Origin of the sequence: Stenotrophomonas sp. PA-6-5C, from assembly GCF_021605635.1 — a bacterium.
Classification (GTDB): domain Bacteria; phylum Pseudomonadota; class Gammaproteobacteria; order Xanthomonadales; family Xanthomonadaceae; genus Stenotrophomonas; species Stenotrophomonas lactitubi.
Map to the genome: position 1 here is coordinate 40,541 of NZ_WKEE01000011.1, position 21,010 is coordinate 61,550.

The window sequence follows — 21,010 nt, forward strand, 5'->3', positions numbered from 1 at the left end:
CGTGTCCGAGGTCCTCATCCAGGCTGCGGCCAGCCAGTTGCTGGCGGCGCCGCACGGCAGCAAGGGGCGCATTGCCTCCGCGCTGGCCGAGCAGCTGGGATGCTCGGTCCAGACCGCCTACCGTCACCTGTCCAAGGTGACGGCGGCTCTCAAGCCCCGCAAGCGCAGGTCCGACGCGGGCGAACTGTCCCTCACCCGCGATGAAGCCGCCTCTATCGCGGCCCTCGTGGAGGAAACCCGTCGCTTGACCGGTACCGGCGCATTGCCGGTTGAAGAAGCCGTGGATGCCTTGCGCGCCAACGGCAAGATCGAGGCGATGCGCGTAGACAAGGGTACCGGCGAGGTGGTGCAGCTGAGCACCTCGGCGATCTGCCGTGCCATCCGCCACTACGGTTTCCACCGTGATCAGCTGGCAGCAGCAACACCGGCTGCACGCCTGTCTTCTCCGCATCCCAACCACCTGTGGCAGATCGACGCCTCGGTCAGCCGGCAGTTCTACCTGGCCGATGACGGCACACGGGTGATGGACAAGCGCGAGTTCTACCGCGGCAAGCCAGGCAACTTCACCAAGATCGCCGAACGGCGGCTGTGGCGCTATGCCATCACCGACCATGCCAGCGGCGCGATCGAGCTGTTCTATGTGCTGGGCGCCGAAAGCAGCGCCAATCTGCTCTCGGCACTGATCCATGCGATGACCCGTCGCGAGATCGGCACGATGCACGGCGTTCCCAAGCTGTTGATGATGGATCCGGGCAGCGCCATGACGGCCACCAGCACCAGCAGCTTCCTGGCGGCCTGCGGCATCGAGCCGATCATCAACGAAGTGGGCAATGCACGCGCCAAGGGACAGGTCGAAAACGCCAACTACCTGATCGAAACGCACTTCGAGGCTCTGCTCAAGCTGCGCGCCCCGGTCACCAGCCTGGAAGAAATCAACACCCTGGCCCAGGAATGGGCGCAGGCCTATAACGCCACCCGTACCCACAGCCGCACCGGCTACACGCGCCGTGATGGGTGGCTGCGCATCACCCCGGACCAGCTACGCCTTGCCCCGGCCGTGGAGGTGTTGCGGCAGCTGGCCACCAGCGCGCCCAAGGCCTGCACCGTGCGCGATTGCATGATCCGCTTCCGTGCGCAGCAGTACGACGTGCGTGGAGTACCCGGCCTCATCAACGGCCAGCGCGTGGACGTGGTGGTCAATGCGCTGGATCCGGACGGCAGCGTGAGGGTGTTGATGCCGGGTACGCAGGATTGTGCGCCCGTGCACTACATCGCGCCGCGCATTGGCCGCGATGACTGGGGCTTCCTGGACAGCGCTGCTCAGGTGGGCAGTGAGTATCGGACGGCTCCAGAGACGCCGGCCGACGCAGCCCGCAAGGAACTGGACCGCCTTGCCATGCAGGTCCAGACCGATGCCGAGGCAGTGGTGGCGCGCAAGGCCAAGCGTGTGGCCTTCGGTGGTCAGGTGGACCCGATGAAGCACCTGCGCGAGGCCAATGTGGCACCGAGCCTGCCTCGCTCGGGCCGCATCGCCCAGGTCGATGCACCGCAAGTGCTTGCCGCCCAGCGCATTGAGCCCGCGTCGATCAGGGCCGAGCTGCCGCCGTTGAACCATGTGGAAGCGGCCATGCGCCTGAAGCCTCTGCTGGAGGCGGCGGGTTCGGCCTGGACGGCCGATCACTATGCCCGCACCGCTCAGCGCTGGCCTGACGGCCTGCCTGTGGATCAGGTCGAATCCTGGGCGAAGACCCTGGCAACGCCTGAGCGTGGCGGTCTGCGCCTGGTGGAAGGAGGTGCCGCATGACGCTGCGTCTGAAGCGCCTGCTCACCGAGGCCGGCATCAAGCAGGGAGACCTGGCCAGTGCTGCAGGTCTGAGCCGTCCGGCCCTCAACGCCCTGATCAACCACGGCCAGCTGCCCACCAGCTGCGACCCGGCAGCGGTGCGCGCTGCCATCAGTTCCTGCCTGACCCAGCACGGCGTGACCGACGCCGCCTGGCATGAAAAAGAGGGGCCGACGTGCGGGGTCACGCCAGCCCCGGTTTCCCCACCGCAAGACACCGAAAACGACAACGACATTCACGACGAGGAAGATCCCATGCTACTGCGTTTTCAGGCTTTGACTCCACAGGCCAAGCGTCACTTCGGCCTCACCACCAATCCTTTCGCCGATCCGACCAGTGCCGAAGAGGTCTTCCTGTCGCCGGATATCCGCTATGTCCGCGAGAGCATGTACCAGGTGGCCCGCCACGGCGGCTTCGCTGCTGTGATCGGCGAAAGTGGCGCTGGCAAGAGCACGCTGCGCGAAGACCTGGTCGATCGCATCCAGCGCGAAGAGCAGGCGGTCATTGTGATCCAGCCCTACGTGCTGGCCAGCGAGGGCAGCGATGCAGTGGGCAAGACCTTGCGTAGCCACCATATCGCCGAGGCGATCATGGCCGCCGTCGCGCCGCTGGCCAAGCCCAAGAGCAGCCCCGAAGCCCGCTTCCGCCAGCTGCACGAGTCGCTGCGTGACAGCGCCCGCGCCGGCCACAGCCACGTCCTGGTGATTGAAGAGGCCCACAGCCTGCCGCTGCCGACCCTGAAGCACCTCAAGCGCTTCCGCGAGCTGAAGGACGGCCTGCGCCCGCTGCTGTCGGTGATCCTGATCGGTCAGCCTGAGCTGGGTGTGAAGCTCTCCGAGCACAACCCGGAGGTTCGCGAGGTTGTGCAGCGTATCGAGATCATCACGCTGCCGCCGCTGGACAACGAGCTGGGCGCCTACCTGGCACACCGCTTCAAGCGCGCCCAGGTGCCGTTGGACAAGGTGGTGGACCAAGGTGCCATCGATGCACTGCGCACCAAGCTGGTTCCTTCGCGCGGCGCCGGGTCGCTGCTGTATCCGCTGGCGGTCCAGAACGCACTGACCGCTGCGATGAACCGCGCCGCCGACCTGGGCGTGCCGACCGTCACTGCTGACGTTGTGCGGGGGGTGTGAGATGGCGATCCGAACCGAAGGCTGGCCGGCCGTAGAAGGCATGGTGGTTGAACCGATGACGGCGCAGTGGCCGCTTGCGACGCGTGTTGTCGCGGTTCCCTTTGAAATGCAGGACCGCCCCGCACCGGTGAATGTGGACATCCTGCAGGTGGTGATCGTGCCGCGCGCCAACTGGGAGCGCATCACCGCGCATGTTCCAGCTGATGTGCTACAGCGCGAGGGGGTGTCTCATGGTTGATTTCAATACCTCTGGGCCGCAGTACCTGCGCAGCTTCGCTTTTCACTTGATGCGCGATGCCGAGCTTCCCGACCAGCAGGTGACGGTGATGCACCGGGACCTGTTCCGTCGCGCGGGCATTGAGTGGCGCGATGGCCAGAGCATGGCTTCGCTGCTGGACGGCCTCAACCTGCAGCAGCTGCGTGCGCTGGTCGACCAGCTGCGCGACGGCGATGACGACGAGGAGGAATGATGGCCGTTCCGACCCTCCAGCGTTGCCTCGGCCAAGTGCGCAACCGCCAGCGCCACAGTGCCCAGCATCCCCAGCGGAAGAAGTCCATCGGGACGCTGGTACAGGACTACCACACGTTCCCGACAGCGTCGCGTGTGGGAGAAGTCCAGGTGCACGACCCTGAAACCGGGCGCGAGTACTCGGTCGAGGTCTGGATCCACAGCGGCGTGGTGGTGATCGCGCACAGCACCAGCAAGCGCTGGCTGCTGGAACTGGACGAGATTCTCGACCTGGCCATCGCCGCCGGCATTGATCGGGGGGCCATCTGACATGCAGCTGGCCCTGCTACCGCAAGAGCTGTCCCCACAGACGGTGCTTTTGCAGCTGCAGGGCCGCCGTGGCGCCGTCAATGGCATCACCGCCCGCGACTTGGTGCAGCAGATCACTTCACGTACCAGCACCGCCGACGAGCGCCGCCTGCGCCAGATCATCGAGCAGCTGCGGCGCGAGGGGCACCCAATCTGCGCCCACCCGGCTCACGGCTACCACCTGGCCGCCAGTGCGGCCGAACTGGACCGCGCCTGCACCTTTCTGGTCGGGCGCGCCATGACCTCCCTGGAGCAAGTCAGCGCAATGAAGCGCGTTGCGCTCCCGGATCTGTACGGACAACTCGGGCTGGACAAGCCCGCTACCGACGAGGAATCCAACCATGAACCATGAACGCAATTCCGACGTGTTGTATGCCGCCGCCAACACCGCACGCGAGCTGGAGAACAGCGGCATCGAGATCCTGGGCCTGCACAGCAATGGCCGTCGCGCGGTGCTGGTCCTGGACCGCCCGCCGACGATGGTCGGTGGTCACCTCAAGCGCCGCCAGCCCAACGGCAGCGGCGGCCAGGACCGCGTGATGGCCGCCGAGTACCAGGGCGTGCAGCTGGAGTGGACCCAGCGTCCGCCGATGCTGAAGGAGGTGGCACATGGCTGAGCGCGGCCAATTCCTGGTGGTCCCTGCAGAGTGGGTGGGTGGCGACACCTTCGCCGACTCGGCCAAGGCGATCGAAGACGCGCAGGCGCGCAGCAAGGTCGACGGCAAGCACCGCGCGGTGGTTTGCGTGGTTGCCCGCACCACGCCCAGCCCGGCGCCGGTCATTGTACTGACGCGCACGGAAGCGGGCATCACCCAGCCGCAGGTGGTCCAGCCATGAGCGCCATCCCCAGCCCCGCGCTGCAGCACGCTATCGCCCTGTCGCTGGGCGCCAGCGTGGTCCGGTCTGACGACCTGATCGACCGGGTGATGGAGCACGGCTTCCAGTACCGCGGCTACGTGTCCAACGCGGTCGCCAAGGCGGTGCGATGCGGAATGATCCTGCGCGTTGGCGAAGGGCTGGCCCGCAACTACCGCCTCAACCCCGACTGGAAGATCGACCCGACGGAGTTGGCCGCCGCGCAGGCACAGCGCGTGCGCGGCACTCGGCCGGGTACGACAGGGACGCAGAAGGCCCAATCCGCTGCTGGCGGCTACAAAGGCCCCGCCTTCGACAAGGGCCCGCTGACGCCCTCCATCGGCACCGTGTGCCAGTCCCAGGAGGATCTGGAAGGCGAGCTGCCGCCTTACCTCGGTGGTCGCTTGGTCGATTCGCTGCATAGCCACTTCGATCGCATCTTCGGCGGGGTGGAGTGATGGCACGTACCGGCCGCCAGCGCTACGACCACCTTCGCGCGATGCGCTTTGCACTGTGGGCCCGTACGCAGAACCCGCGCCAGCTCACCCCTCAGCGCATTTCCGGCCTGCTCGGCATCTCGCTGGACGCCGCCCGCCGCTGGCGCGCCGACTGGTTCACCGCCGCCAGCCCTATCCACGTCGAAGGCGTCCCCGACGTCCTTCGGCCCAACCAACCGTTTGTCACCCCCGCCGCCCAAGGAGGCGCCCAATGACCCCATCCATCCCCGAAGGCTACCGCGAGGACCGTAACGGTCGGCTGGTACCCGAGGCACAGATCAAGCCGATCGATCTGGCGCGTGACCAGCTGGTGCAGGAGAAGATTCAGCGCGCCTTGGAGCTGCGCGAAGCCCTGCGCACCTTCAAGGCGGACACGTTCGCCGATATCGGCGCGTTCGTGCAGCTCAGCGGCGAGCAGTACGGCGCCAAGATCGGCGGCGACAAGGGCAACGTCAGCCTGTATTCCTACGATGGCCGCTTCAAGATCCTGCGCGCCTGCCAGGACACCATCCAGTTCGATGAGCGCCTGCAGGCCGCCAAGGCCCTCATCGATGAGTGCCTGAACGACTGGACCGAAGGCTCACGCGCTGAGCTGCGCACCCTGGTCAACAGCGCCTTCAAGGTGGGCCAGGACGGCAGCATCAAGACGGCAGAGGTGCTGTCACTGCGCCGGCTGCAGTTCGATGACGCCCGCTGGCAGCGGGCAATGACCGCGATCAGTGATGCGGTGACGGTGGTGGGCAGCAAGACCTACGTGCGCTTCTACGAGCGCGATGCACGGGGTCAGTACCAGCCGATTTCCCTCGACGTGGCCGGAGTCTGACATGCCGAAGATCCGAGACACCTGCACCTTCCGCTTCGACGGCGTTCGCGGTGCCCTGAATGCCAGCACCTTGGCTCTGGCGGTGGAGATCGCCGACCGTGCTGCACGGGCTGACGTGGAGATCCACGCGACGGCCGTGAAGCTGGACGGGCTGCGCTTCTTCGATGCAACCTGCGGCAACATCCAGGGCGAAGACGCGACCGCTGCTCGCTATGCCATCCGCCAGGCGGTGCGGTACATCGAGGCGCGCGGAGACGCATTGCCCTGGCGCCTGAAGCGCCACATCTCCCAGCCGGCGCTTCTGCACTTCGAAGAACGCACCGACCCCGAGGTGGCCACCACCGGGCCGCGTCATGCCTGCGTCAACTGCGACATGCCCACCGGTGCGCCCGAGTCGCCCATGTGCGGTCCCTGCGCTCAGCAGGCGGTGGGCGCGATGACTGAGACCACGGCCGAGGCGATCCGGCGAATGGACGGACTCGACTTCATCTGTGGCCTGCGCGACCCGCAGACAAAGCAGAACGTGGCCGTGGCCATCGCTCGCCAGGTCGGGCATGGCATGGCCGAGAAGTGTGAAGCACAGGCGGAAGCGGCCATCGACGCCATTCTCAAGCTATTGCTCCATCCGCCGGTGGTGGTGTGGCAGGGCCGCTACTCCCTCAACCCCTCGGAGAATGACCATGTTCGTACGTAACCTGGTGCTGTTCCGCTTTCCGACCAGCACCGACTTCTCCGAAGTCGAATCCGTGCTGCCGTATGGCGTGCTGAAGCCGGTTGGACCGCTGGAAATGAACTCGCGCGGCTTCATTTCCCCCTTCGGCCGCGAGGAGCAGGAGCGCCTGTCGTGCCGACAGGGCGACTTCCTCTGGCTGACGGTGGGTGGCGAGGACAAGATTCTGCCCAGCGCGGTGGTTAACCGTGCGCTGGAGAGTCGTCTTCAGGTCATGGAACAGGAACAAGGGCGTCGACCGGATGGCGGTGAGCGCAAGCGCATGAAGGACGACATCCTGCACGAGCTGCTGCCCAAGGCCTTCGTCAAGAACAGCCGCCACGATGCCATTGTGGACCTTGCCAACGGCTATGTGGCCGTGGACACCTCCAGCCGCAGGGTGGGTGAGGCCTTCGTGTCCGATATCCGCGGCTTGCTGGGCGGCTTCCCGGCAGTCCCTCTGAATGCCCAGGTCGCGCCGCGCTCGATCCTGACCGGCTGGATCGCTGGCGAGCCGCTGCCGGACGGGCTATCCCTTGGAGAGTCCGCCGAGCTGCGCGATCCGGTCGAGGGTGGCGCCAAGGTGCGCTGCAGCGACCAGGAACTGCGCAGCGACGAGATCGACAAGCATCTGGATGCCGGCAAGCAGGTCACCAAGCTGGCCCTGGTGCTGGAGGACGCGCTGTCCTTCGAGCTGGGCGATGACCTGGTGTTGCGCAAGCTGAAGTTCCTGGACGGCGCGCTCTCCCAACTGGAGCAGGCCGATGCCGACGGCCGCCGCGCCGAGTTCGACGCCCGCTTTGCCCTGCAGAGCGGCGAGATTCGCCGCCTGTTCCTGGTGCTGGAACAGGCCTTCCACCTTTCCAAGACCCAGTGAGGCCCAACATGACTATCAAGCGCTACAGAATTGAACGTGATTGGGGCGAAGGCCAAGTGCTGCTGGAGATCGACCACAGCATCCTGACGCCGGAGCTGGCGGCGGAAATCAACAAGTTCTGGACGGGCGCCGAAGAGCGCCTTGATGAAGCCGATGGTGACGCGGTACTGGTCGTCATCAAGATGGCTGGCGCCGAGTTCATGGGGTGGTTGCTGGACGTGAACTCCAGCTATTCGACCGAAGGCATGCAGCGCGAGTTTGACCAGCTGGAAGGGTGGCCATCACCTCACGGGATCCGCTTGGTCGATTGGGACGACCGACCCGACCTCGATCCCTGCCACATGCAGGTTGAGGAAGTGGAGGTGCCTCATGGATGAGACCGTGTACGAAGCCGCATGGCGGGCCTACAAGGCAGCGCCGCGAGCCTTGGCCAACGGCCCGTCACGCTCGGCCGTCCGAGCGGCGGTGGATGCAGCTCTTAGCCACCTGATGCCGGCCGGTTCGAAGCCGGCGTTCTTCGCCGACCGCGAACTGCGGCGGGCAGTCGCGGCAGACCTCATGGAGCTGGGCAGTGAAAGCCAGAACGGCTATTGGCCGGTAATGCGGGCGACCTACACCATCCCACTTTTCCGGCTCCCGCTGCCGACCAACACCCTGAACTGGCATCAATGTGTGCCGCCGATGTGGTTGAGCGAACAGATTGGAGGGCCTTTTGACGACCTGACACCCGGTCAGGCATGGCGCGACGGCTTCAACGAGTGCCGCACGCGGACGCTGTTGCTGATCCAGCAGGAGCTGACCGAAACCGGCAGCGAGGAGGAAACCGCTGATGCGCCGTGATCCTCTGACGAAGAAGAGCCAGGTCGCTGAGGTGCTGAAAGCCGGTGGCCGTATCGTGCCTGGTGCACGCGACGGCCTGCTGCGGCTTGTGGATCAGTCCGGCCTGGAGATTCCGGCCTGGCAGACTGCCCTCCGAGCTGCTCAGGGTGCGAGGAGCAAGGCATGACCCGCGCTCGCAAGGCCGGCGACGGCCGTAACCGGGTACTGGCCGCGATCCACGCCGGTGCCAAGAAGCTCGGCCTCTCCGAGGACGTCTACCGTGACCTGGTCGAGCGTGTATCCAGGGAGCATGGCGTTGCCCAGCGCAGCGCCGGCAAGTGCGATCGCCGGCAGCTCGATGCGATCGCCAACGAGTTGCGCCGCCTGGGTGGCATCCCCGCCAAGGCAGCGTATGCCGCCAAGCGCTGGGCCGGCCGTCCCAAGGGCGACCTGTCCCCGCAGCTGTCCAAGATCGAGGCGCTGCTGGCTGATTCGGGGCGCGAGTGGGAATATGCACATTCGGTGGCCCGCCGCATGTTCAAGGTAGGACGCCTGGAATGGTGCAACCCGGATCAGCTGTCCAAAGTGATTGCCGCTCTTCAGATCGACGCCAATCGCCGTGCCCGGCGGGAAGCTCCTTCGGCATGAAGTCGATGGAGGCCCGCCGCAACGAGCTCTTGGCCAATGCCGCTTCGGCGGCGGCTACGGCTGCGCGCGCGCTCGGCCTCGGCGATGACTTCGCAGAGCAGATCGGCGCGGCGGTGGCGGATACCTTGGCCGAAGACTGGGGCGGCCAGACCATCTACTTTCCCCAGGACGCCTCATTCAAGCTCAGCCCGCGCGAGCGTGAGATACTGGATGCCCACCGCAATGGAGCTACCGTTCCGGGTTTGGCGAAGCGATACAGAATGTCTGAGCAAGGGATTCGGAAGCTGCTCACCAGGGCGAATTTCCGGGATCGCAACCTCAATCAGATGAGTCTGTTCCGCACCGCACCCTGATTGCACCAGGCGCAATGGCATTCCATCCCGATCCGCCATTGCCAGCCTTCTTCCGGGGTCTTCCGGCTAGATATCTCGCAGCCCCCCCTGATATATCTCACCCCTGAACAGGAGGGGCGGCAGACCAGCTGGATTGCGCCGGGTGACCAGCATCAATGGCCCGCGCTGCAAGGCGCCAGCAGCACCACGGCCCGCCTGCTGTTGTCGGGTATCGAGGTGGAGGCGGCGGCCAGCGCGCGTAGTGTGGTGGTGATCGGCGATTCGATTACCGATGGCGCCACCGCCAGCCTCGATCAGGACCAGCGCTGGACCGATCACCTCGCCGCGCGACTGGCGCCAGAGAGCGTGGCGGTGGTCAATGCGGGCATTTCCGGCGGCCGCCTGCTGCGCGATGGCATGGGACAATCGGCCTTGGACCGCTTCCAGCGTGACGTGCTCGACCAGCCCGGCGTCGCCAGTGTGATCGTGCTGATCGGCATCAACGACATCAGCTGGCCAGGCACGGCATTTGCTCGCGGCGAGACGCGGCCGACCCTGGCCGAGCTGCAGGCCGGCTACCGCGACCTGGCCGAACGCGCCCATGCCCGCGGGCTGCGCATCCTCGGCGCGACCCTGACACCGTTTGCCGGTGCCTTGCCCGGCACGCCGCTGGACGACTACTACGCCCTTGGCAAGGATGCCCAGCGCCGGCAGCTCAATGCCTGGCTGCGCACGGACAGTCCGTTCGATGCGGTGATCGACCTCGACGCCGCCCTGCGTGATCCGGCCGATCCTTCACGGATGGCGGCTGCCTATGACTCCGGCGACCACCTGCACCCGGGCGATGCGGGGAACCGGGCGATGGCCGAGGCGGTGGATCTGGAGGTCCTGATGGGGCCATCCACGCGTGGCGTGGATCTACGGTGACAAACGAAAAACCCCGGGCATGCCCGGGGTTTCGTCGCAACCAGCTGGCTGCGGGGCTTACTTGCGCTTCTTGCGCACGTACAGCACCAGCGAGTGCTCTTCCAGCTCGTAGCCGTGATCGGCGGCGATCTTGCGCTGCAGGTCTTCGATCTCGGTGCTTTCGAACTCGATGATCTTGCCGCTGTCCACGTCGACCATATGGTCGTGGTGGCCGCCGCGATCGAGTTCATAGACGGCCTGGCCGCCTTCGAAATTGTGCTTGAGCACGAGGCCGGCAGCCTCGAACTGGGTCAGCACCCGGTACACCGTGGCCAGGCCGATCTCGTCGCCATGCTCCAGCAGCTGGCGGTAGATGTCTTCGGCGGTCATGTGGTGCTGGGCATTGCGCTGCTCGAGCAGCGCCAGGATCCGCATCCGCGGATGGGTCACCTTCAGGCCGACTTTACGCAGGTCGTGGGTTTCCATAGGTCTCCGTTCATTGGCGATTTAGCGCCAGCTGCCTCGGATTGGGTCGCGGTGGCACGCCGGGAGTGTATCATCGGATTGATTTCCCCAACCGCCAGTCCCGATGCGCAATCTCCTGTTGGTCGCCGCCGTCGCCTTGTCCACCACCGGGTGCGGCATCATCTACAAGCAACCCATCTACCAGGGCAACCTGATCCGGGAAGATGCCGTTGCCAAACTGCAGGTCGGGCAAAGCAAGCAGCAGGTCACTGCCCTGCTGGGCACCCCGTCGGTGCCGGATCCGTTCCACGCCCAGCGTTGGGACTACACCTCGACCGAGCGCGTGAACCGCCTGGGCCGTACCGACGTGAAGAATTTCGTCGTGTACTTCGAAAATGACGTGGTCACCCGTTGGGACGGCGATTACTTCCCGGCCAACGACAAGGCCCTTGCCCAGCAGACCGTGCGCCAGTTCGGCCGCAATCTGCCGAAGGACAAGAAGAAGAAGGGCGGCCGCTGAGCCATCCTGCCCGTCCTTCGGGACGGGTCTTGAGGATCATCCGCCGCGCGCACGTCGCCGGCGGTTGTCCTTCGGGTCGGCCTGCAGGACACGCAGCAGCTCCACACGATCACCATCCAGCAGCACCTGCTGCGGCCGCGCCAGCACGCCATGCACCGCAGCGGCCGGGCAGTCGGCACTGCCTTCGAGCCCGGCCGCTGCCACTGCATCAGCCACGGTAGCCCCTTCCTCCAGCTGCAGCCGGCGCGACAGCACCTGTTGTGGCCAGGCCAGCACGACCTCGACCTCGATCATCGTTCAGCCCTCGTCGGCGACGCGGACGAAATCGTTGACCATGCGATCGGCCAAGCCCTGGAAGCCGATCGCCAGCGCCGGGCCCAGCAGGCGTGAGCTCGGCTCGAAGTCCAGGGTGAGGGTGACCTTGCAGGCATCTTCAGCCAGGGCATGGAACTCCCAGCGGCCGTGAAGTTGCTTGAAGGGCCCCTCGCGCAGCTGCATGTCGATGCTGTGCGGACGTTGCAGGGTGTTTTCGGTCTGGAACCAGGTACTGAACGAACCCAGGCCCAGGTCCAGGCGAGCGACCAGCCGGTCTTCGCCCTGCTCAAGGATGCGGGCGTCGGAGCACCAGCGGAAACGGCGCGGATAGGCCTGGACGTCGTTGACCAGATCGAACATGCGCGCGGCCGAATGTTCGACCAGGGCACTGCGGCGGATAGTAGGCATGAATACAGGACGCTTCGGCAATCGACCGGGCGGGCCCGAATCGGAGACAATACGGAAATGAGCAAGAACACCGGCAAGGATAAAGCAAAGAGCGCGACGGCCAACAAGACCATCGCGTTGAACAAGCGTGCCCGTCACGAGTACCACATCGAAGACCGTTTCGAAGCCGGCCTGGCGCTGCAGGGCTGGGAAGTGAAGTCGATCCGCGCTGGCCGCGGCAACATCGTCGACGCCTACGCCTACGTGAAGGATGGCGAGATCTTCCTGATCGGCGCGCAGATCACCCCGCTGATCCAGGCCTCCACCCACGTGGTGGCCAACGACCGGCGCGAGCGCAAGCTGCTGCTGCACCGGAGCGAGATCGACAAGCTGGTCGGCAAGGTCGAGCGCGATGGCTACACGATCGTGCCCACCGCGATGTACTGGAGCAAGAACAAGATCAAGCTGGAAGTGGCGCTGGCCAAGGGCAAGCAGACCCACGACAAGCGCGATGCCGCCAAGGATCGTGACTGGGCGATCGAGAAGCAGCGGGTGATGCGTCGCGGCAACCGCGACGCATAAGGACGCCGGCCCGTCTTCGTGTGGGGCCGAGCCATGCTCGGCTTCGGCAAAGAAGCAGCCGAGCGCAGGCTCGGCTCTACAAGACGCAGATCAGCCCGCCAGCAGGCCCTGCCCGCGCAGGCGCGGTGACAGCGCAGCGTGCATCACCGCCAGGTGCATCACCACCGACAGCTCCGGCGCGTGGCGATCATCACCGGCCCTCCACTGCTGCGCCAGCCGCGCGGCGTCAACCGGCAGCAAGGCCAGCAGCTGGGCATCATCCATCGCATCGGCGGACGCCTGCAGCTGCCGCGCCAACTGCCGCGACTGCCAGACATGCACGCCGATGCTGAGGCTGGCCAGCGACATCAGGGTCAAGGCCAGGCCGTGCTCGAACCACTGTGACAGCATATCCGGGCCCCACAACAGCGCGGCCAGCACCGCCAGCGCCGGCAGCCGCCAGCCCAGCCAATGGAGGCGGCCACGCCGCGGCCAGTGCACCACCACTGCACTGGCGATCAGCGCAGCTGCCGCCGTCGCCGGCAGCTCGGTTGCCCACGTTCCAGCCAGCAACACCGCCAGCACCGCCCAGACCCAGCCGGGCGGCAGTGCCCGCCGCTGGTAATCGGCCCCTACCGGGCCAACCAGCTGACGCAGGCTGCGCTGTTGCATTGCTTCGGTCACCGGCCGTCTCCGTCTCTGTGCTGGCTCGAATGGTCGTGGCCAGTGTGTCGCAAATTCGTGCCCGCGACGTTAGCAATCCGCTATGACGGAAGCTCTACAACATGTTGCGGATTGACGTGACGGATACCGTGCGTCTGCCGCTCAAGCGACAGACAGGTCCTTGCTGAGGAAGATCCTGCTGGTGCCCGGCGGATCGCACGGCACCTGGCCGAACACAGTCCAGCCATGCTTCACATAGAAGTCTGGCGCCTGGAAGCTGATGGTGTAGAGCACGGCGGAACGGCAACCGCGCCTGCGCGCCTCCTCTTCGGCGGCGGCAAGCATCTGCGACCCCAGGCCATTGCCGCGCTGTGCGGCCGGCAGGTAGAACAGGTCGATGAACAACAGGCCCAGCGAGGTGCGCCCGCTCAGGCCACCCACCACTTCACCGCTGGCCGGATCGGTGGCCAGCACAGCCAAGGTGCGTCGATCGGCATGGCCGACGGCCTCCAGATTGAACTGATCCAGGCCATCGGCGATCAGCTCCAGTGCTTGGGTGCCGGGGGCGTCGGTCACGGCAATTTCGAGCTTCATCCCGTCCTTTCCATGGGCGACTGTACGAACCGTCGATGCTAGCAGGCGCCCCATGGGGCCGGGTGACTGTTCAGGTTTTTTGGCGTAGCATGTGCAGCGTTAGGCGGGTACTGATCGTGGCGACACGAACCAGGCCTTGTACCTTGCAGGACTTGAAGAAACCGGGGGTGCATTGTCCCCGTGACGCCATCTCCGCCGGTTACCAAGCTGCATAAATATCGAAGCCCATCAATGCTTTAGCTTGATGGGCTTTTTCGTTCATGCCTGCCACATGGGCAGAAATGGGCATCGATTGGCAGCGTAGTGCCAGCTTTTCTGCCAGCTTTTGAAGCTGGCAAGGCACCTCTCTCAGTTGGCCGGCGGATCGCCGAGCAGACGATCCTCGTCTTCGAGATGGCGAGTGGCCTCACCAATGGCCCCGGAAACAAGCTTGAATGCGCTTTGGACTATGCGCCATTTGTCGCGAGCCTCGTCTATCGTGTCGGAAGAAAGTGCATCCCACATGAAGTCGATGAATTCATCAAACTCAGCGACGACATTTGTTGAATGAAGGCGCGCCCGAATCGGGACAAGCTCGGAGGCTATGCGACCTGGCTCAAGCTTGAGCTCCGCATCCACCGGAGTGTCGGCCCAGGATCGCCCTAGCGCCATCGACTGGTTCTTTGCTTCGTAGAGTCGGCTCCCCGCTCGGAACAACGCCACAACCAGGGGCTGCATTGCTAACAAATTGCTTCGCTCAGCGTCGAGCCGCCGCATCCGCAGCGCGTCGTATCGCTGTTCCCGACGCAGGTCTTTCTCGTGCCGCCTTCGTCCCTGGTCAGTGAAGTGGTCCTGCAACCACTTCAGTGCGAAGCCAAGGATCAGCGTGGCCACCGGCACCAGCCACTTCCAGTCGTCGCCAGCACTCGCCGCTGAAGTGGTCGCCGGCGCCGCCTTGGCAGTCGCCAGGAAAAGAGCTTCCAGCATCTTCAGATCCCCCGCGTCCTGCCACAAGTTTGCCTGAACGATTTGACAAATTGATCAGTTCGGCCGTTCGTGCATTTGTCGTCCTTGATCATCAGGCATTTGATCACCTGGCAATGGGCCGTCGGATCAATAGGAAGCCCACCAACCAAACCTGGTTGGCGGGCTCTGGCCGCAACAGTGGCTACCGGCCTCCGATCGGTGAACTCTCGCGCCTGCGATGGCATTACTTCTCCGGCCAATAAACAGAGCCGCGAGCCCGATTGAAATACAGGAAAATAGATACCACCGACGACAAGAAGCTTGCCACATAGAGCAAGCCAGCCAGAACTGCAATAGGAATATATAAATTAAAGTAAGGCGCGCTATTCACAGCAAAAAAAGCCGCAAAAACCGGAGCGATAGACAAAAGCAGCAACGCCGCGACGCTGGCACGATACTCCCAACCCTGCCGAGAGCGGACAAGGGCGGGCATCGACATAATCAAGACTGTCAAATAAAATATAGCCACTATCACGAATATTTTCATACGCCCCTCACTTCAAGCCCGCAATATTCCGCATATTGTTGTAGCTACTCATTACGGCACTTGAATCCATTGCCCCAACCTTATTCGAAAAGGCCTGAAGCAATTCTGGTGACCTCGTGTCGCCCAAGTCACCGGCAACTGCTATTGAGGCAGCAATAGGGAACTGCATCCCACCAGTCACGGCGCTAGTCTGCCCGAACAAGTATGCGGCAAATGGACTGGGATGAAATTTAAGAATCTCGGCAGCGGCAACTTGCGTATCAATCGCCAACTTCTGATATTCATCACGAGCAGCGGGCGAAGCCTGAAATACCTCAGTAATATTTTCAGCTCCAGAAGATGACAACAGGCTCTCAAGCTTAACCAGCCCCCTATCAACATAAAACGCCTTCGCCTTAACATCCCCCTGCTTAGCCCTATTTAGAAGCTCATCGTCGGTGAGATCTTTCGCATCCAGCCATTCTTTGGAGGTTGGAAAACCCAACGCATCGACCTCACTTTCGGGCTTTCCGTCTAGGCCCGCAAAAATCCCATTATATCGAATCGAAAGATCGGCCAGATATTTACGCTGCTCGAAAGATAATGAAGAGCCATCACCATCCCACTTGAACGTGGAGTACCCGCCCCCCTCAGTTGCTTTTTTAGATCCAAATGCAGAATCACTGGAACGCGACTCAGCCTTACCAACCACCTGTTCTGGAGGCTGTCCACAAGCAATCAATAGACTTGCCGATATTGCGGAAAAAATCGCAAATTTCGCGCCAAATTTAGTACTCATGGTGCACATCCATTGGCTTTCATGTCATGAACCCAGGCAGCACAGGAATTCTCACTAACCGCCTTTGCATACGCTTCGTTTGACCCATTCGTAGTCGAAACGGCGCCGTGGTACATCCCGGCATACCCCATGCAAACATTGTAAGAGTCGGGATTTGACTGCCCTGAGCAAGCGGATTCCATCGCTCCTCGGAATTGAATATCACAGGTGCCTCGATGCATCGCACTGCCCCAACAGGCATCATGGCTATTACATGCAGCGAGAAAGCTCACGCCTGCAAACGGGGCATTTAGATCTCCCGAATAGGTTGACGAATTAGACTGAGAAAGAGCGCTATCCAGAAACCAATTTGCACGAGGCCCCGTTCCACACCCATTTGGGCTCCATCCGGGACTAAATCCAGGAACAGATGGTGGGGATCCATAATCACAGTTTGAAGGGCGACTTGCGCGCATCGCCCTGCAGACTCGACCCTGATCGAGTTCTGGCGGCTCATCCGGATATCGCGCGTGCTCTTCTAGAAACCGCTGATGGGCTGCGAATGCCTCCTGATTAACTGCGCCGGCACATGCGGTTCCGAGACAGCTAAACTGCCCCCCTCCTACTTTTGGCGCAGTAACCTTAACCGGCGGCAGAGTGACAGTCTGGGAGTAGGCTGAGAAAAACACCGCACTCATCGTCAATGCCAGCAATACAATTTTGCCTTTCATGTGCATTCCTTGCTTTAGTAGGTCTTTGTCAACAACTCTAAGAACCTTCCTCGCACCCCTTGCTACTTTGCCCTCTTTACTCGCGACGTTTATTTCTTAACAGTCCTAAGTGGCCGCGTCAACACATGATTGGCGCGACGCCCCTGCCCCGTGTGCTTTCGTCCCGTGACGACGTTCATCCCTCCAGTGATCATGGGCAGTACGCCGGCCTTGTCGCGCCGTGAGTGTCCTCGGCCGCTGAAGGGCCGCCGCGGCGGCCCCGTGAACCTTACAGGTCCGGCAGGCCCAATCGCCTCCGCAGAGCTGCCAGAAGCAAGGTCGAGGTCCGCACCAGCGCGTGCTGGTCGCGGGTCAGCTCGTCATACATCTCCAGCACCTCCGCGGGGACCCGCCCTGCCCGGCCTGCCTTGAAGGCCTCCATCGAGACCACCTGAGCCCTATGGCGCTCATCTTCCATGCCCTTCTCCAGTGTCTGGCGGCGGGAGTGCCGCCCCCTGGATGCCTTGGGCCCCACCTCCAAGCCTGTTGCAGGGGAAAGAAAACCAGCACCACTGTCCATGGGCTGGCCGTTCTCCTGCTTTCCTTCTCCAATGGCCACCACCCGCAAGTCCTTCTTGTCCATCGGTTACTGACCCCTGTATCGGTAGCGCCGGCACCATCGCCGGCGTCTTCACACTGCTTTCATCCAAGCAGATCCGATCAGGTCAGAAAGTTGCAGCAGTTACTCCGTGACGGCTTTGTTCAGGCGAGCGGCCAATTTCGGATTGAGGATGATGCCGGCCTCGGCCCTGGCGCTGTAGCGGGCACGGTTCTTGATGGACTGCTGCAGCCCGCTCGAAGTGATCGCCAGTTCCGGATTGACCTTGTTGAAGTCGCGGATCTTGGCCAACACGGATGCCCTGTCCCCCGCCCCACCATTGCGCAGCGCCATGGCGAAGGCATTCACCAGGGACTTGCGACGATCGAGGATGTGCTGCTCGTAGTTCTTCAGCGCGCGGGTCGTCTCGTACTGCCTGGACACCTTTTCCGGCGCGAAGCCGTTGGCCTGCAGCAGGATCTCCCAGGGCGACAGATCGGCCACGACGGGATCGCCGCGCAGGGTGTTCACGCCCTGGGTGGCGTAGCGGCCGGCCTTGATCATGTCCTTGAGTCCCTTGGGCAGCATGGTCTCGACGCCGCGCATGATGTGACCCTCGTCGACCTGCTGCTTGCCGACCAGCACGTTCTTCAGGACACCACCCATCGGCCCCGCGGCCTGCTCGAGCAGGTTGTTGAACATGCCGCGGCCGTCGAGCTCGCGATCGGCGTCGCGGATCCACAGGCTGTCCAGTCCAACTCGGCCGGAAATGTTCGCGCCGGTCAGCTTGTCGGCCGGCCCGTGCAGCAGTAGATCCGCCCCGCCCTGCCCCAGCATGCCGGTGAGGAAAGCCCGCAGCTCGGTCTCTGCGTCCCACGGTTCGTCGTCATCCCCGAAGGTGGCCTGGATACCATTAAGCGCCCCCATGATCATGCCCATCATAGGCAGGCCCATGGCGCCGGAGAACAGTGCGCTCATGCCCAGCAGGCCGGTCAAGTTGCGACGTGCCACCTGGCGCACTTCGGGGTCCTGGCCCTTGGTGGCCTGCCACACCATCCGCCCGAGCGCCCAGGTCATGCTCAGGCTGTACTGCCGGAACATCAGCAGCACCTTGGCGGTGCCGCTCTGCATGAAGCGGGCGCGGTTGGCGTTGCTGTAGTCGAAGTGCGTGTCGAAGATCGCGTCGCGGGCAAACTTCACCGCCTCGTCGAACGACTTGCCATCCGCGCGCGCCAGGCGGTAGACCGAGTCCGGCGTGCGCGAGGTGCAGCTGCTGCTGCCGGCGATCGACGCCCTGAAGGCACAGCGGGCCCACACCGCCACCGCCTGCGAGTTCGTCTTCCACGATCCCAGGACGAGCGCGCGGTGGGGGTCAGATCAGAGCATCCGCGCCGGCGAATGGCAGCGCGCGCTGCGCAAGGCCGGCGTCCGGTACCGGTACCCGTATCAGATGCGACACACCTTCGCCTCCCAGGCGCTCAGCGCCGGTGAGAACGTGATGTGGGTGGCGCGGCAGATGGGTCACCGAGACTGGACGATCACAGCCAAGAAGTACGGGCGCTGGATCCCCTCCATGGTCCCTGATGCTGGTGCTAAGACTGCCGAAGTATGGTTGGCCGCTTCTGCAGCAGCCAATCCAGTGTGAGAGGTAAAGAGCTAGCCCCCAGCGGCATTCTTCCGATCTAGTCTAGGCGGAGCCGATTAACCCTTAGGCCGGAATTGCACCACATTTTCCATCCGCGGAGGAATCAACTCCGCAGGAGTCGTTTCCAAAGCACTTGCCAGGATTGGCAGAGGAAGCCGAGCTTCTGCAGCGAACTGATGGAGCGGGATACCCGCCTCAGCTGACAAGTAGTCAGCAGCACGACGGAACAGCCGCGAGGATTCCCTCTGAGCATCGTCGCCCGGCTCTGCGCGACTCCAGTTCCTCTGGCGCTTCTGAATGTTCAGATACTTAACCTGATCTTGGTTAAGAATCCCGAGTACCTGCAGCCTTTTAATGATTGCGGCGACGGAGACCCCCCACCTCTTCTTCAACAACAGGAGTGCATCCAAAGAGGTGCTATAGACATCCTTTAGGAACGACTCAGCCGGCAGCATCAAGGCACCCGCAAACCGCCAAGCCTGATCTTCAACCAACCGGAACGTCTCGATGTCGAGCTCACCTTCGACAGAGATCGACTCATGGAGAACCAGGTGACCAAATTCATGCGCCACGTTCAAGCGCGAGCGATCCCGCGTCGCGTCGGATGAAACTACGATGAAAGGCCTCCTACCATAGTATGCCGACAGTCCATCCATTCCGTCAGGCAATGGAAAATGCATCACAGGTATCGAGCGGTTCTCCACCAACAGCGTTACATCGGAGATTGGCCCCAATCCCAAGCCAAGCTCTTTGCGGACCGCATTAGCAACCTCTTCAACCTCATCGCCGCTCAGCGATAACGGGTCGACATCGGGCGAGATCTTCGGAATGTCTGCGTCAGCGTAATCCACATGCTCTTGCATCGCATCCATAACCGCAGCTGCCATATCCAAGACCGCAGCTGCACGTTGCTTATCCAGGATTGTGTCACGCGTCCGGCGAAGTGAACGATAGTGAACCAAGGAGCGCGGGCTGCGCTCGACTGGCCCCACACCCCTCCAGAAGAACTCGATTGGGAAATCCAATTCTGCGGCGATTCGCAGCAACGTCTCAGGCGCGGGCACGCGATCCCCGTTCTCAAACTGGCTCAATCCCTGGCGCGTCACATCCGTGCGCGCGCCCAGATCAGCCAGCGTCATGCGACGCAGCGCGCGGGCCTGCTTCAGACGCCGTGGTTCAAACTTAGCTTGCACGATTACCCTGCTCTGCGCGCTCTACGGCCTTGCGCTTAAATGCCTCATTCAGCCTATCTTGCACCTCTTCAACAGCTCCCTTCAGAGGGGACTGCATATCCAAAATCAGAGGCGCCAGTCTCGATGCATGCTGATCACGGTTCGGGATCTGCAGCAACACGAATTTTGGCTTGGTCACGCCTGCGTGCACAAGTTGCACGTAGGCACTCTTCTCCACAAGACTCATGTCGGGCTCTTCCCCGGTAGCCGCGAACAGATCAGGCGTGCGCATCACAAGCTCGGCACGCGATGCGGCCTTGCGGACCGCTCGGCTCCCGTTGGCACCTGCGTAATGGGTGGTGAAGATGGTCTGCCCAACTTGGAGCTGCAAGAAGCAGTAGTTGCGGTGCCGATTCCACGCAGTAGAGGTGAAGAAGAGCCTCGTCTCCGCTGCCTTCGCCTCCAATGCGTGCTGGACTGAGATGTCTCTCAAATAGCTAAGACCTCTTCGACCTTGAACAAAGCCGCCGAGCATCGGAGTGGAGGCAGCCAATTTAGCCAGAGCCGCATAGGCTTCAGGGACCGCTTGCCCTAGCGCTTCACAGTGACGCTCGGTAACGCCACAGTGCTCCAGAATCTGAACAGTATCCATTAGTTGACAAAACCTCTGGTTTGGAAGGGACTGGTTGACACTCCTAGTGTCCGCAAATTTCCACTAAAGACCAGACTTTGTCAACAAGAACGTTCTGCGAACCTTCTGCCATAGGCTATGGAAGGCCTCGGAACCGCGATTGAAAACTGAATGCGTCCATCTTGGCCCGTGACTGTTCAGGAAGATTGCCGTAGTATTCGCGTCGTTAGGCAGGGTCAGT

At 63.0% G+C, this 21,010-nt stretch carries 33 protein-coding genes and 1 pseudogene; 22 read left to right on the forward strand and 12 right to left on the reverse strand.

Annotation, left to right across the window (positions count from 1 at the left end; genetic code table 11):
• Position 1: 1 nt before the first annotated feature.
• The 19 genes and pseudogenes from GIW57_RS06775 to GIW57_RS06865 form a co-directional block, all read left to right on the forward strand.
• The gene (locus GIW57_RS06775) at positions 2–1,804 is read left to right on the forward strand and encodes a hypothetical protein (protein WP_236509590.1); all 1,803 of its coding nucleotides are present in this window, start codon (positions 2–4) and stop codon (positions 1,802–1,804) included.
• Entirely contained in the window at positions 1,801–2,976 is a 1,176-nt protein-coding gene (locus GIW57_RS06780) for an AAA family ATPase (protein ID WP_236509592.1), read from the forward strand. The genes GIW57_RS06775 and GIW57_RS06780 overlap by 4 nt, the downstream gene beginning before the upstream one ends.
• Before the next feature lies 1 nt (position 2,977).
• The gene (locus GIW57_RS06785; protein ID WP_236509598.1) at positions 2,978–3,214 is read left to right on the forward strand and encodes a hypothetical protein; all 237 of its coding nucleotides are present in this window, start codon (positions 2,978–2,980) and stop codon (positions 3,212–3,214) included.
• Positions 3,207–3,446: a hypothetical protein gene (locus tag GIW57_RS06790; protein WP_201016730.1), complete on the forward strand. Its 240-nt coding sequence runs from the start codon at positions 3,207–3,209 to the stop codon at positions 3,444–3,446. Before GIW57_RS06785 ends, GIW57_RS06790 begins: the two co-directional genes overlap by 8 nt.
• Entirely contained in the window at positions 3,446–3,754 is a 309-nt protein-coding gene (locus GIW57_RS06795) for a hypothetical protein (RefSeq protein ID WP_201016729.1), read from the forward strand. Before GIW57_RS06790 ends, GIW57_RS06795 begins: the two co-directional genes overlap by 1 nt.
• A 1-nt stretch (position 3,755) precedes the next feature.
• Positions 3,756–4,145 (forward strand): hypothetical protein, encoded by a 390-nt coding sequence (locus tag GIW57_RS06800; protein WP_024957596.1) that lies wholly within the window; start codon positions 3,756–3,758, stop codon positions 4,143–4,145.
• Complete coding sequence (locus tag GIW57_RS06805) at positions 4,135–4,410, forward strand: hypothetical protein (protein WP_201016728.1); 276 nt, start codon at positions 4,135–4,137, stop codon at positions 4,408–4,410. Before GIW57_RS06800 ends, GIW57_RS06805 begins: the two co-directional genes overlap by 11 nt.
• Positions 4,403–4,630, forward strand: coding sequence for a hypothetical protein (locus GIW57_RS06810; RefSeq protein WP_197615196.1), 228 nt, complete (start codon positions 4,403–4,405; stop codon positions 4,628–4,630). Before GIW57_RS06805 ends, GIW57_RS06810 begins: the two co-directional genes overlap by 8 nt.
• Entirely contained in the window at positions 4,627–5,106 is a 480-nt protein-coding gene (locus GIW57_RS06815; protein ID WP_236509600.1) for a hypothetical protein, read from the forward strand. Before GIW57_RS06810 ends, GIW57_RS06815 begins: the two co-directional genes overlap by 4 nt.
• Entirely contained in the window at positions 5,106–5,360 is a 255-nt protein-coding gene (locus GIW57_RS06820) for a hypothetical protein (RefSeq protein WP_236509602.1), read from the forward strand. Before GIW57_RS06815 ends, GIW57_RS06820 begins: the two co-directional genes overlap by 1 nt.
• Positions 5,357–5,968 carry a DUF3164 family protein gene (locus tag GIW57_RS06825; protein ID WP_049403072.1) on the forward strand — a complete coding sequence of 204 codons (612 nt, stop codon included), beginning with the start codon at positions 5,357–5,359 and terminating at the stop codon, positions 5,966–5,968. The genes GIW57_RS06820 and GIW57_RS06825 overlap by 4 nt, the downstream gene beginning before the upstream one ends.
• Position 5,969: 1 nt before the next feature.
• Positions 5,970–6,662, forward strand: coding sequence for a hypothetical protein (locus GIW57_RS06830; RefSeq protein ID WP_236509603.1), 693 nt, complete (start codon positions 5,970–5,972; stop codon positions 6,660–6,662).
• Complete coding sequence (locus GIW57_RS06835; RefSeq protein ID WP_236509605.1) at positions 6,649–7,554, forward strand: recombination-associated protein RdgC; 906 nt, start codon at positions 6,649–6,651, stop codon at positions 7,552–7,554. The genes GIW57_RS06830 and GIW57_RS06835 overlap by 14 nt, the downstream gene beginning before the upstream one ends.
• 8 nt (positions 7,555–7,562) lie before the next feature.
• Positions 7,563–7,931 carry a DUF2528 family protein gene (locus GIW57_RS06840; RefSeq protein ID WP_236509606.1) on the forward strand — a complete coding sequence of 123 codons (369 nt, stop codon included), beginning with the start codon at positions 7,563–7,565 and terminating at the stop codon, positions 7,929–7,931.
• On the forward strand, positions 7,924–8,394 hold the full coding sequence (locus tag GIW57_RS06845) for a hypothetical protein (RefSeq protein ID WP_236509608.1): 471 nt from the start codon (positions 7,924–7,926) through the stop codon (positions 8,392–8,394). Before GIW57_RS06840 ends, GIW57_RS06845 begins: the two co-directional genes overlap by 8 nt.
• Entirely contained in the window at positions 8,384–8,560 is a 177-nt protein-coding gene (locus GIW57_RS06850) for a hypothetical protein (protein WP_236509609.1), read from the forward strand. The genes GIW57_RS06845 and GIW57_RS06850 overlap by 11 nt, the downstream gene beginning before the upstream one ends.
• The gene (locus GIW57_RS06855; protein WP_236509611.1) at positions 8,557–9,021 is read left to right on the forward strand and encodes a regulatory protein GemA; all 465 of its coding nucleotides are present in this window, start codon (positions 8,557–8,559) and stop codon (positions 9,019–9,021) included. The genes GIW57_RS06850 and GIW57_RS06855 overlap by 4 nt, the downstream gene beginning before the upstream one ends.
• Positions 9,018–9,374: a Mor transcription activator family protein gene (locus GIW57_RS06860; protein WP_180845640.1), complete on the forward strand. Its 357-nt coding sequence runs from the start codon at positions 9,018–9,020 to the stop codon at positions 9,372–9,374. Before GIW57_RS06855 ends, GIW57_RS06860 begins: the two co-directional genes overlap by 4 nt.
• A 111-nt stretch (positions 9,375–9,485) precedes the next feature.
• Positions 9,486–10,280 (forward strand): annotated as a pseudogene (locus GIW57_RS06865) (SGNH/GDSL hydrolase family protein); the annotation flags it as partial.
• 57 nt (positions 10,281–10,337) lie between these two features.
• On the opposite strand, the gene fur reads toward GIW57_RS06865, so the two are convergent.
• A complete protein-coding gene (fur, locus tag GIW57_RS06870) occupies positions 10,338–10,745 on the reverse strand; it encodes a ferric iron uptake transcriptional regulator (RefSeq protein WP_025878865.1) in 408 nt (135 codons plus the stop codon).
• Between the two features lie 103 nt (positions 10,746–10,848).
• Between fur and bamE the strand changes: the two genes are divergently transcribed.
• The gene (gene bamE / locus GIW57_RS06875) at positions 10,849–11,244 is read left to right on the forward strand and encodes an outer membrane protein assembly factor BamE (RefSeq protein WP_025878864.1); all 396 of its coding nucleotides are present in this window, start codon (positions 10,849–10,851) and stop codon (positions 11,242–11,244) included.
• A 36-nt stretch (positions 11,245–11,280) separates the two neighbouring features.
• On the opposite strand, the gene GIW57_RS06880 is transcribed toward bamE, so the two are convergent.
• Positions 11,281–11,538: an RnfH family protein gene (locus GIW57_RS06880; RefSeq protein ID WP_099820179.1), complete on the reverse strand. Its 258-nt coding sequence runs from the start codon at positions 11,536–11,538 to the stop codon at positions 11,281–11,283.
• Positions 11,539–11,541: 3 nt separating this feature from the next.
• Positions 11,542–11,967 (reverse strand): type II toxin-antitoxin system RatA family toxin, encoded by a 426-nt coding sequence (locus GIW57_RS06885; RefSeq protein WP_025878862.1) that lies wholly within the window; start codon positions 11,965–11,967, stop codon positions 11,542–11,544.
• 57 nt (positions 11,968–12,024) lie between these two features.
• On the opposite strand from GIW57_RS06885, the gene smpB reads away from it, so the two are divergent.
• Positions 12,025–12,528: an SsrA-binding protein SmpB gene (smpB, locus tag GIW57_RS06890; protein WP_025878861.1), complete on the forward strand. Its 504-nt coding sequence runs from the start codon at positions 12,025–12,027 to the stop codon at positions 12,526–12,528.
• 90 nt (positions 12,529–12,618) lie between these two features.
• Here smpB and GIW57_RS06895 read toward each other — a convergent pair whose 3' ends face one another.
• The 7 genes from GIW57_RS06895 to GIW57_RS06925 all read right to left on the reverse strand — a co-directional run bounded on the left by GIW57_RS06895 (position 12,619) and on the right by GIW57_RS06925 (position 18,521).
• Positions 12,619–13,191, reverse strand: coding sequence for a hypothetical protein (locus GIW57_RS06895; RefSeq protein WP_236509613.1), 573 nt, complete (start codon positions 13,189–13,191; stop codon positions 12,619–12,621).
• Positions 13,192–13,332: 141 nt separating this feature from the next.
• The gene (locus GIW57_RS06900) at positions 13,333–13,764 is read right to left on the reverse strand and encodes a GNAT family N-acetyltransferase (RefSeq protein ID WP_100464950.1); all 432 of its coding nucleotides are present in this window, start codon (positions 13,762–13,764) and stop codon (positions 13,333–13,335) included.
• Positions 13,765–14,112: 348 nt separating this feature from the next.
• Positions 14,113–14,730: a hypothetical protein gene (locus tag GIW57_RS06905; RefSeq protein ID WP_236509615.1), complete on the reverse strand. Its 618-nt coding sequence runs from the start codon at positions 14,728–14,730 to the stop codon at positions 14,113–14,115.
• Positions 14,731–14,953: 223 nt separating this feature from the next.
• Positions 14,954–15,202 carry a hypothetical protein gene (locus GIW57_RS06910; RefSeq protein WP_236509617.1) on the reverse strand — a complete coding sequence of 83 codons (249 nt, stop codon included), beginning with the start codon at positions 15,200–15,202 and terminating at the stop codon, positions 14,954–14,956.
• A gap of 61 nt (positions 15,203–15,263) precedes the next feature.
• Positions 15,264–16,034 (reverse strand): hypothetical protein, encoded by a 771-nt coding sequence (locus GIW57_RS06915; RefSeq protein ID WP_236509623.1) that lies wholly within the window; start codon positions 16,032–16,034, stop codon positions 15,264–15,266.
• A gap of 978 nt (positions 16,035–17,012) precedes the next feature.
• Entirely contained in the window at positions 17,013–17,366 is a 354-nt protein-coding gene (locus tag GIW57_RS06920; protein ID WP_236509625.1) for a hypothetical protein, read from the reverse strand.
• Between the two features lie 99 nt (positions 17,367–17,465).
• The gene (locus tag GIW57_RS06925; protein ID WP_236509627.1) at positions 17,466–18,521 is read right to left on the reverse strand and encodes a PLxRFG domain-containing protein; all 1,056 of its coding nucleotides are present in this window, start codon (positions 18,519–18,521) and stop codon (positions 17,466–17,468) included.
• A 55-nt stretch (positions 18,522–18,576) separates the two neighbouring features.
• On the opposite strand from GIW57_RS06925, the gene GIW57_RS06930 reads away from it, so the two are divergent.
• Positions 18,577–18,966 carry a tyrosine-type recombinase/integrase gene (locus GIW57_RS06930; protein WP_236509629.1) on the forward strand — a complete coding sequence of 130 codons (390 nt, stop codon included), beginning with the start codon at positions 18,577–18,579 and terminating at the stop codon, positions 18,964–18,966.
• Positions 18,967–19,022: 56 nt separating this feature from the next.
• On the opposite strand, the gene GIW57_RS06935 is transcribed toward GIW57_RS06930, so the two are convergent.
• Positions 19,023–20,159: an XRE family transcriptional regulator gene (locus GIW57_RS06935; RefSeq protein WP_236509630.1), complete on the reverse strand. Its 1,137-nt coding sequence runs from the start codon at positions 20,157–20,159 to the stop codon at positions 19,023–19,025.
• Positions 20,149–20,790, reverse strand: a complete 642-nt coding sequence (locus GIW57_RS06940) for a hypothetical protein (protein WP_229295571.1) — start codon at positions 20,788–20,790, stop codon at positions 20,149–20,151. The genes GIW57_RS06935 and GIW57_RS06940 overlap by 11 nt, the downstream gene beginning before the upstream one ends.
• Positions 20,791–21,010 lie beyond the last annotated feature (220 nt).

What these genes read in the sequence shown, in the direction of transcription:
- GIW57_RS06850 (WP_236509609.1), top strand. Translation starts at nt 8,384, where the DNA reads ATGCGCCGTGATCCTCTGACGAAGAAGAGCCAGGTCGCTGAGGTGCTG.
- bamE (WP_025878864.1), top strand. Translation starts at nt 10,849, where the DNA reads ATGCGCAATCTCCTGTTGGTCGCCGCCGTCGCCTTGTCCACCACCGGG.
- smpB (WP_025878861.1), top strand. Translation starts at nt 12,025, where the DNA reads ATGAGCAAGAACACCGGCAAGGATAAAGCAAAGAGCGCGACGGCCAAC.
- GIW57_RS06830 (WP_236509603.1), top strand. Translation starts at nt 5,970, where the DNA reads ATGCCGAAGATCCGAGACACCTGCACCTTCCGCTTCGACGGCGTTCGC.
- GIW57_RS06880 (WP_099820179.1), bottom strand. Translation starts at nt 11,538, where the DNA reads ATGATCGAGGTCGAGGTCGTGCTGGCCTGGCCACAACAGGTGCTGTCG.
- GIW57_RS06910 (WP_236509617.1), bottom strand. Translation starts at nt 15,202, where the DNA reads ATGCCCGCCCTTGTCCGCTCTCGGCAGGGTTGGGAGTATCGTGCCAGC.
- GIW57_RS06820 (WP_236509602.1), top strand. Translation starts at nt 5,106, where the DNA reads ATGGCACGTACCGGCCGCCAGCGCTACGACCACCTTCGCGCGATGCGC.
- GIW57_RS06825 (WP_049403072.1), top strand. Translation starts at nt 5,357, where the DNA reads ATGACCCCATCCATCCCCGAAGGCTACCGCGAGGACCGTAACGGTCGG.
- GIW57_RS06780 (WP_236509592.1), top strand. Translation starts at nt 1,801, where the DNA reads ATGACGCTGCGTCTGAAGCGCCTGCTCACCGAGGCCGGCATCAAGCAG.
- GIW57_RS06790 (WP_201016730.1), top strand. Translation starts at nt 3,207, where the DNA reads ATGGTTGATTTCAATACCTCTGGGCCGCAGTACCTGCGCAGCTTCGCT.
- GIW57_RS06860 (WP_180845640.1), top strand. Translation starts at nt 9,018, where the DNA reads ATGAAGTCGATGGAGGCCCGCCGCAACGAGCTCTTGGCCAATGCCGCT.
- GIW57_RS06795 (WP_201016729.1), top strand. Translation starts at nt 3,446, where the DNA reads ATGGCCGTTCCGACCCTCCAGCGTTGCCTCGGCCAAGTGCGCAACCGC.
- GIW57_RS06905 (WP_236509615.1), bottom strand. Translation starts at nt 14,730, where the DNA reads ATGCTGGAAGCTCTTTTCCTGGCGACTGCCAAGGCGGCGCCGGCGACC.
- GIW57_RS06800 (WP_024957596.1), top strand. Translation starts at nt 3,756, where the DNA reads ATGCAGCTGGCCCTGCTACCGCAAGAGCTGTCCCCACAGACGGTGCTT.
- GIW57_RS06940 (WP_229295571.1), bottom strand. Translation starts at nt 20,790, where the DNA reads ATGGATACTGTTCAGATTCTGGAGCACTGTGGCGTTACCGAGCGTCAC.
- GIW57_RS06785 (WP_236509598.1), top strand. Translation starts at nt 2,978, where the DNA reads ATGGCGATCCGAACCGAAGGCTGGCCGGCCGTAGAAGGCATGGTGGTT.
- GIW57_RS06815 (WP_236509600.1), top strand. Translation starts at nt 4,627, where the DNA reads ATGAGCGCCATCCCCAGCCCCGCGCTGCAGCACGCTATCGCCCTGTCG.
- fur (WP_025878865.1), bottom strand. Translation starts at nt 10,745, where the DNA reads ATGGAAACCCACGACCTGCGTAAAGTCGGCCTGAAGGTGACCCATCCG.
- GIW57_RS06855 (WP_236509611.1), top strand. Translation starts at nt 8,557, where the DNA reads ATGACCCGCGCTCGCAAGGCCGGCGACGGCCGTAACCGGGTACTGGCC.
- GIW57_RS06835 (WP_236509605.1), top strand. Translation starts at nt 6,649, where the DNA reads ATGTTCGTACGTAACCTGGTGCTGTTCCGCTTTCCGACCAGCACCGAC.
- GIW57_RS06810 (WP_197615196.1), top strand. Translation starts at nt 4,403, where the DNA reads ATGGCTGAGCGCGGCCAATTCCTGGTGGTCCCTGCAGAGTGGGTGGGT.
- GIW57_RS06900 (WP_100464950.1), bottom strand. Translation starts at nt 13,764, where the DNA reads ATGAAGCTCGAAATTGCCGTGACCGACGCCCCCGGCACCCAAGCACTG.
- GIW57_RS06840 (WP_236509606.1), top strand. Translation starts at nt 7,563, where the DNA reads ATGACTATCAAGCGCTACAGAATTGAACGTGATTGGGGCGAAGGCCAA.
- GIW57_RS06845 (WP_236509608.1), top strand. Translation starts at nt 7,924, where the DNA reads ATGGATGAGACCGTGTACGAAGCCGCATGGCGGGCCTACAAGGCAGCG.
- GIW57_RS06915 (WP_236509623.1), bottom strand. Translation starts at nt 16,034, where the DNA reads ATGAGTACTAAATTTGGCGCGAAATTTGCGATTTTTTCCGCAATATCG.
- GIW57_RS06805 (WP_201016728.1), top strand. Translation starts at nt 4,135, where the DNA reads ATGAACCATGAACGCAATTCCGACGTGTTGTATGCCGCCGCCAACACC.
- GIW57_RS06920 (WP_236509625.1), bottom strand. Translation starts at nt 17,366, where the DNA reads ATGGACAAGAAGGACTTGCGGGTGGTGGCCATTGGAGAAGGAAAGCAG.
- GIW57_RS06885 (WP_025878862.1), bottom strand. Translation starts at nt 11,967, where the DNA reads ATGCCTACTATCCGCCGCAGTGCCCTGGTCGAACATTCGGCCGCGCGC.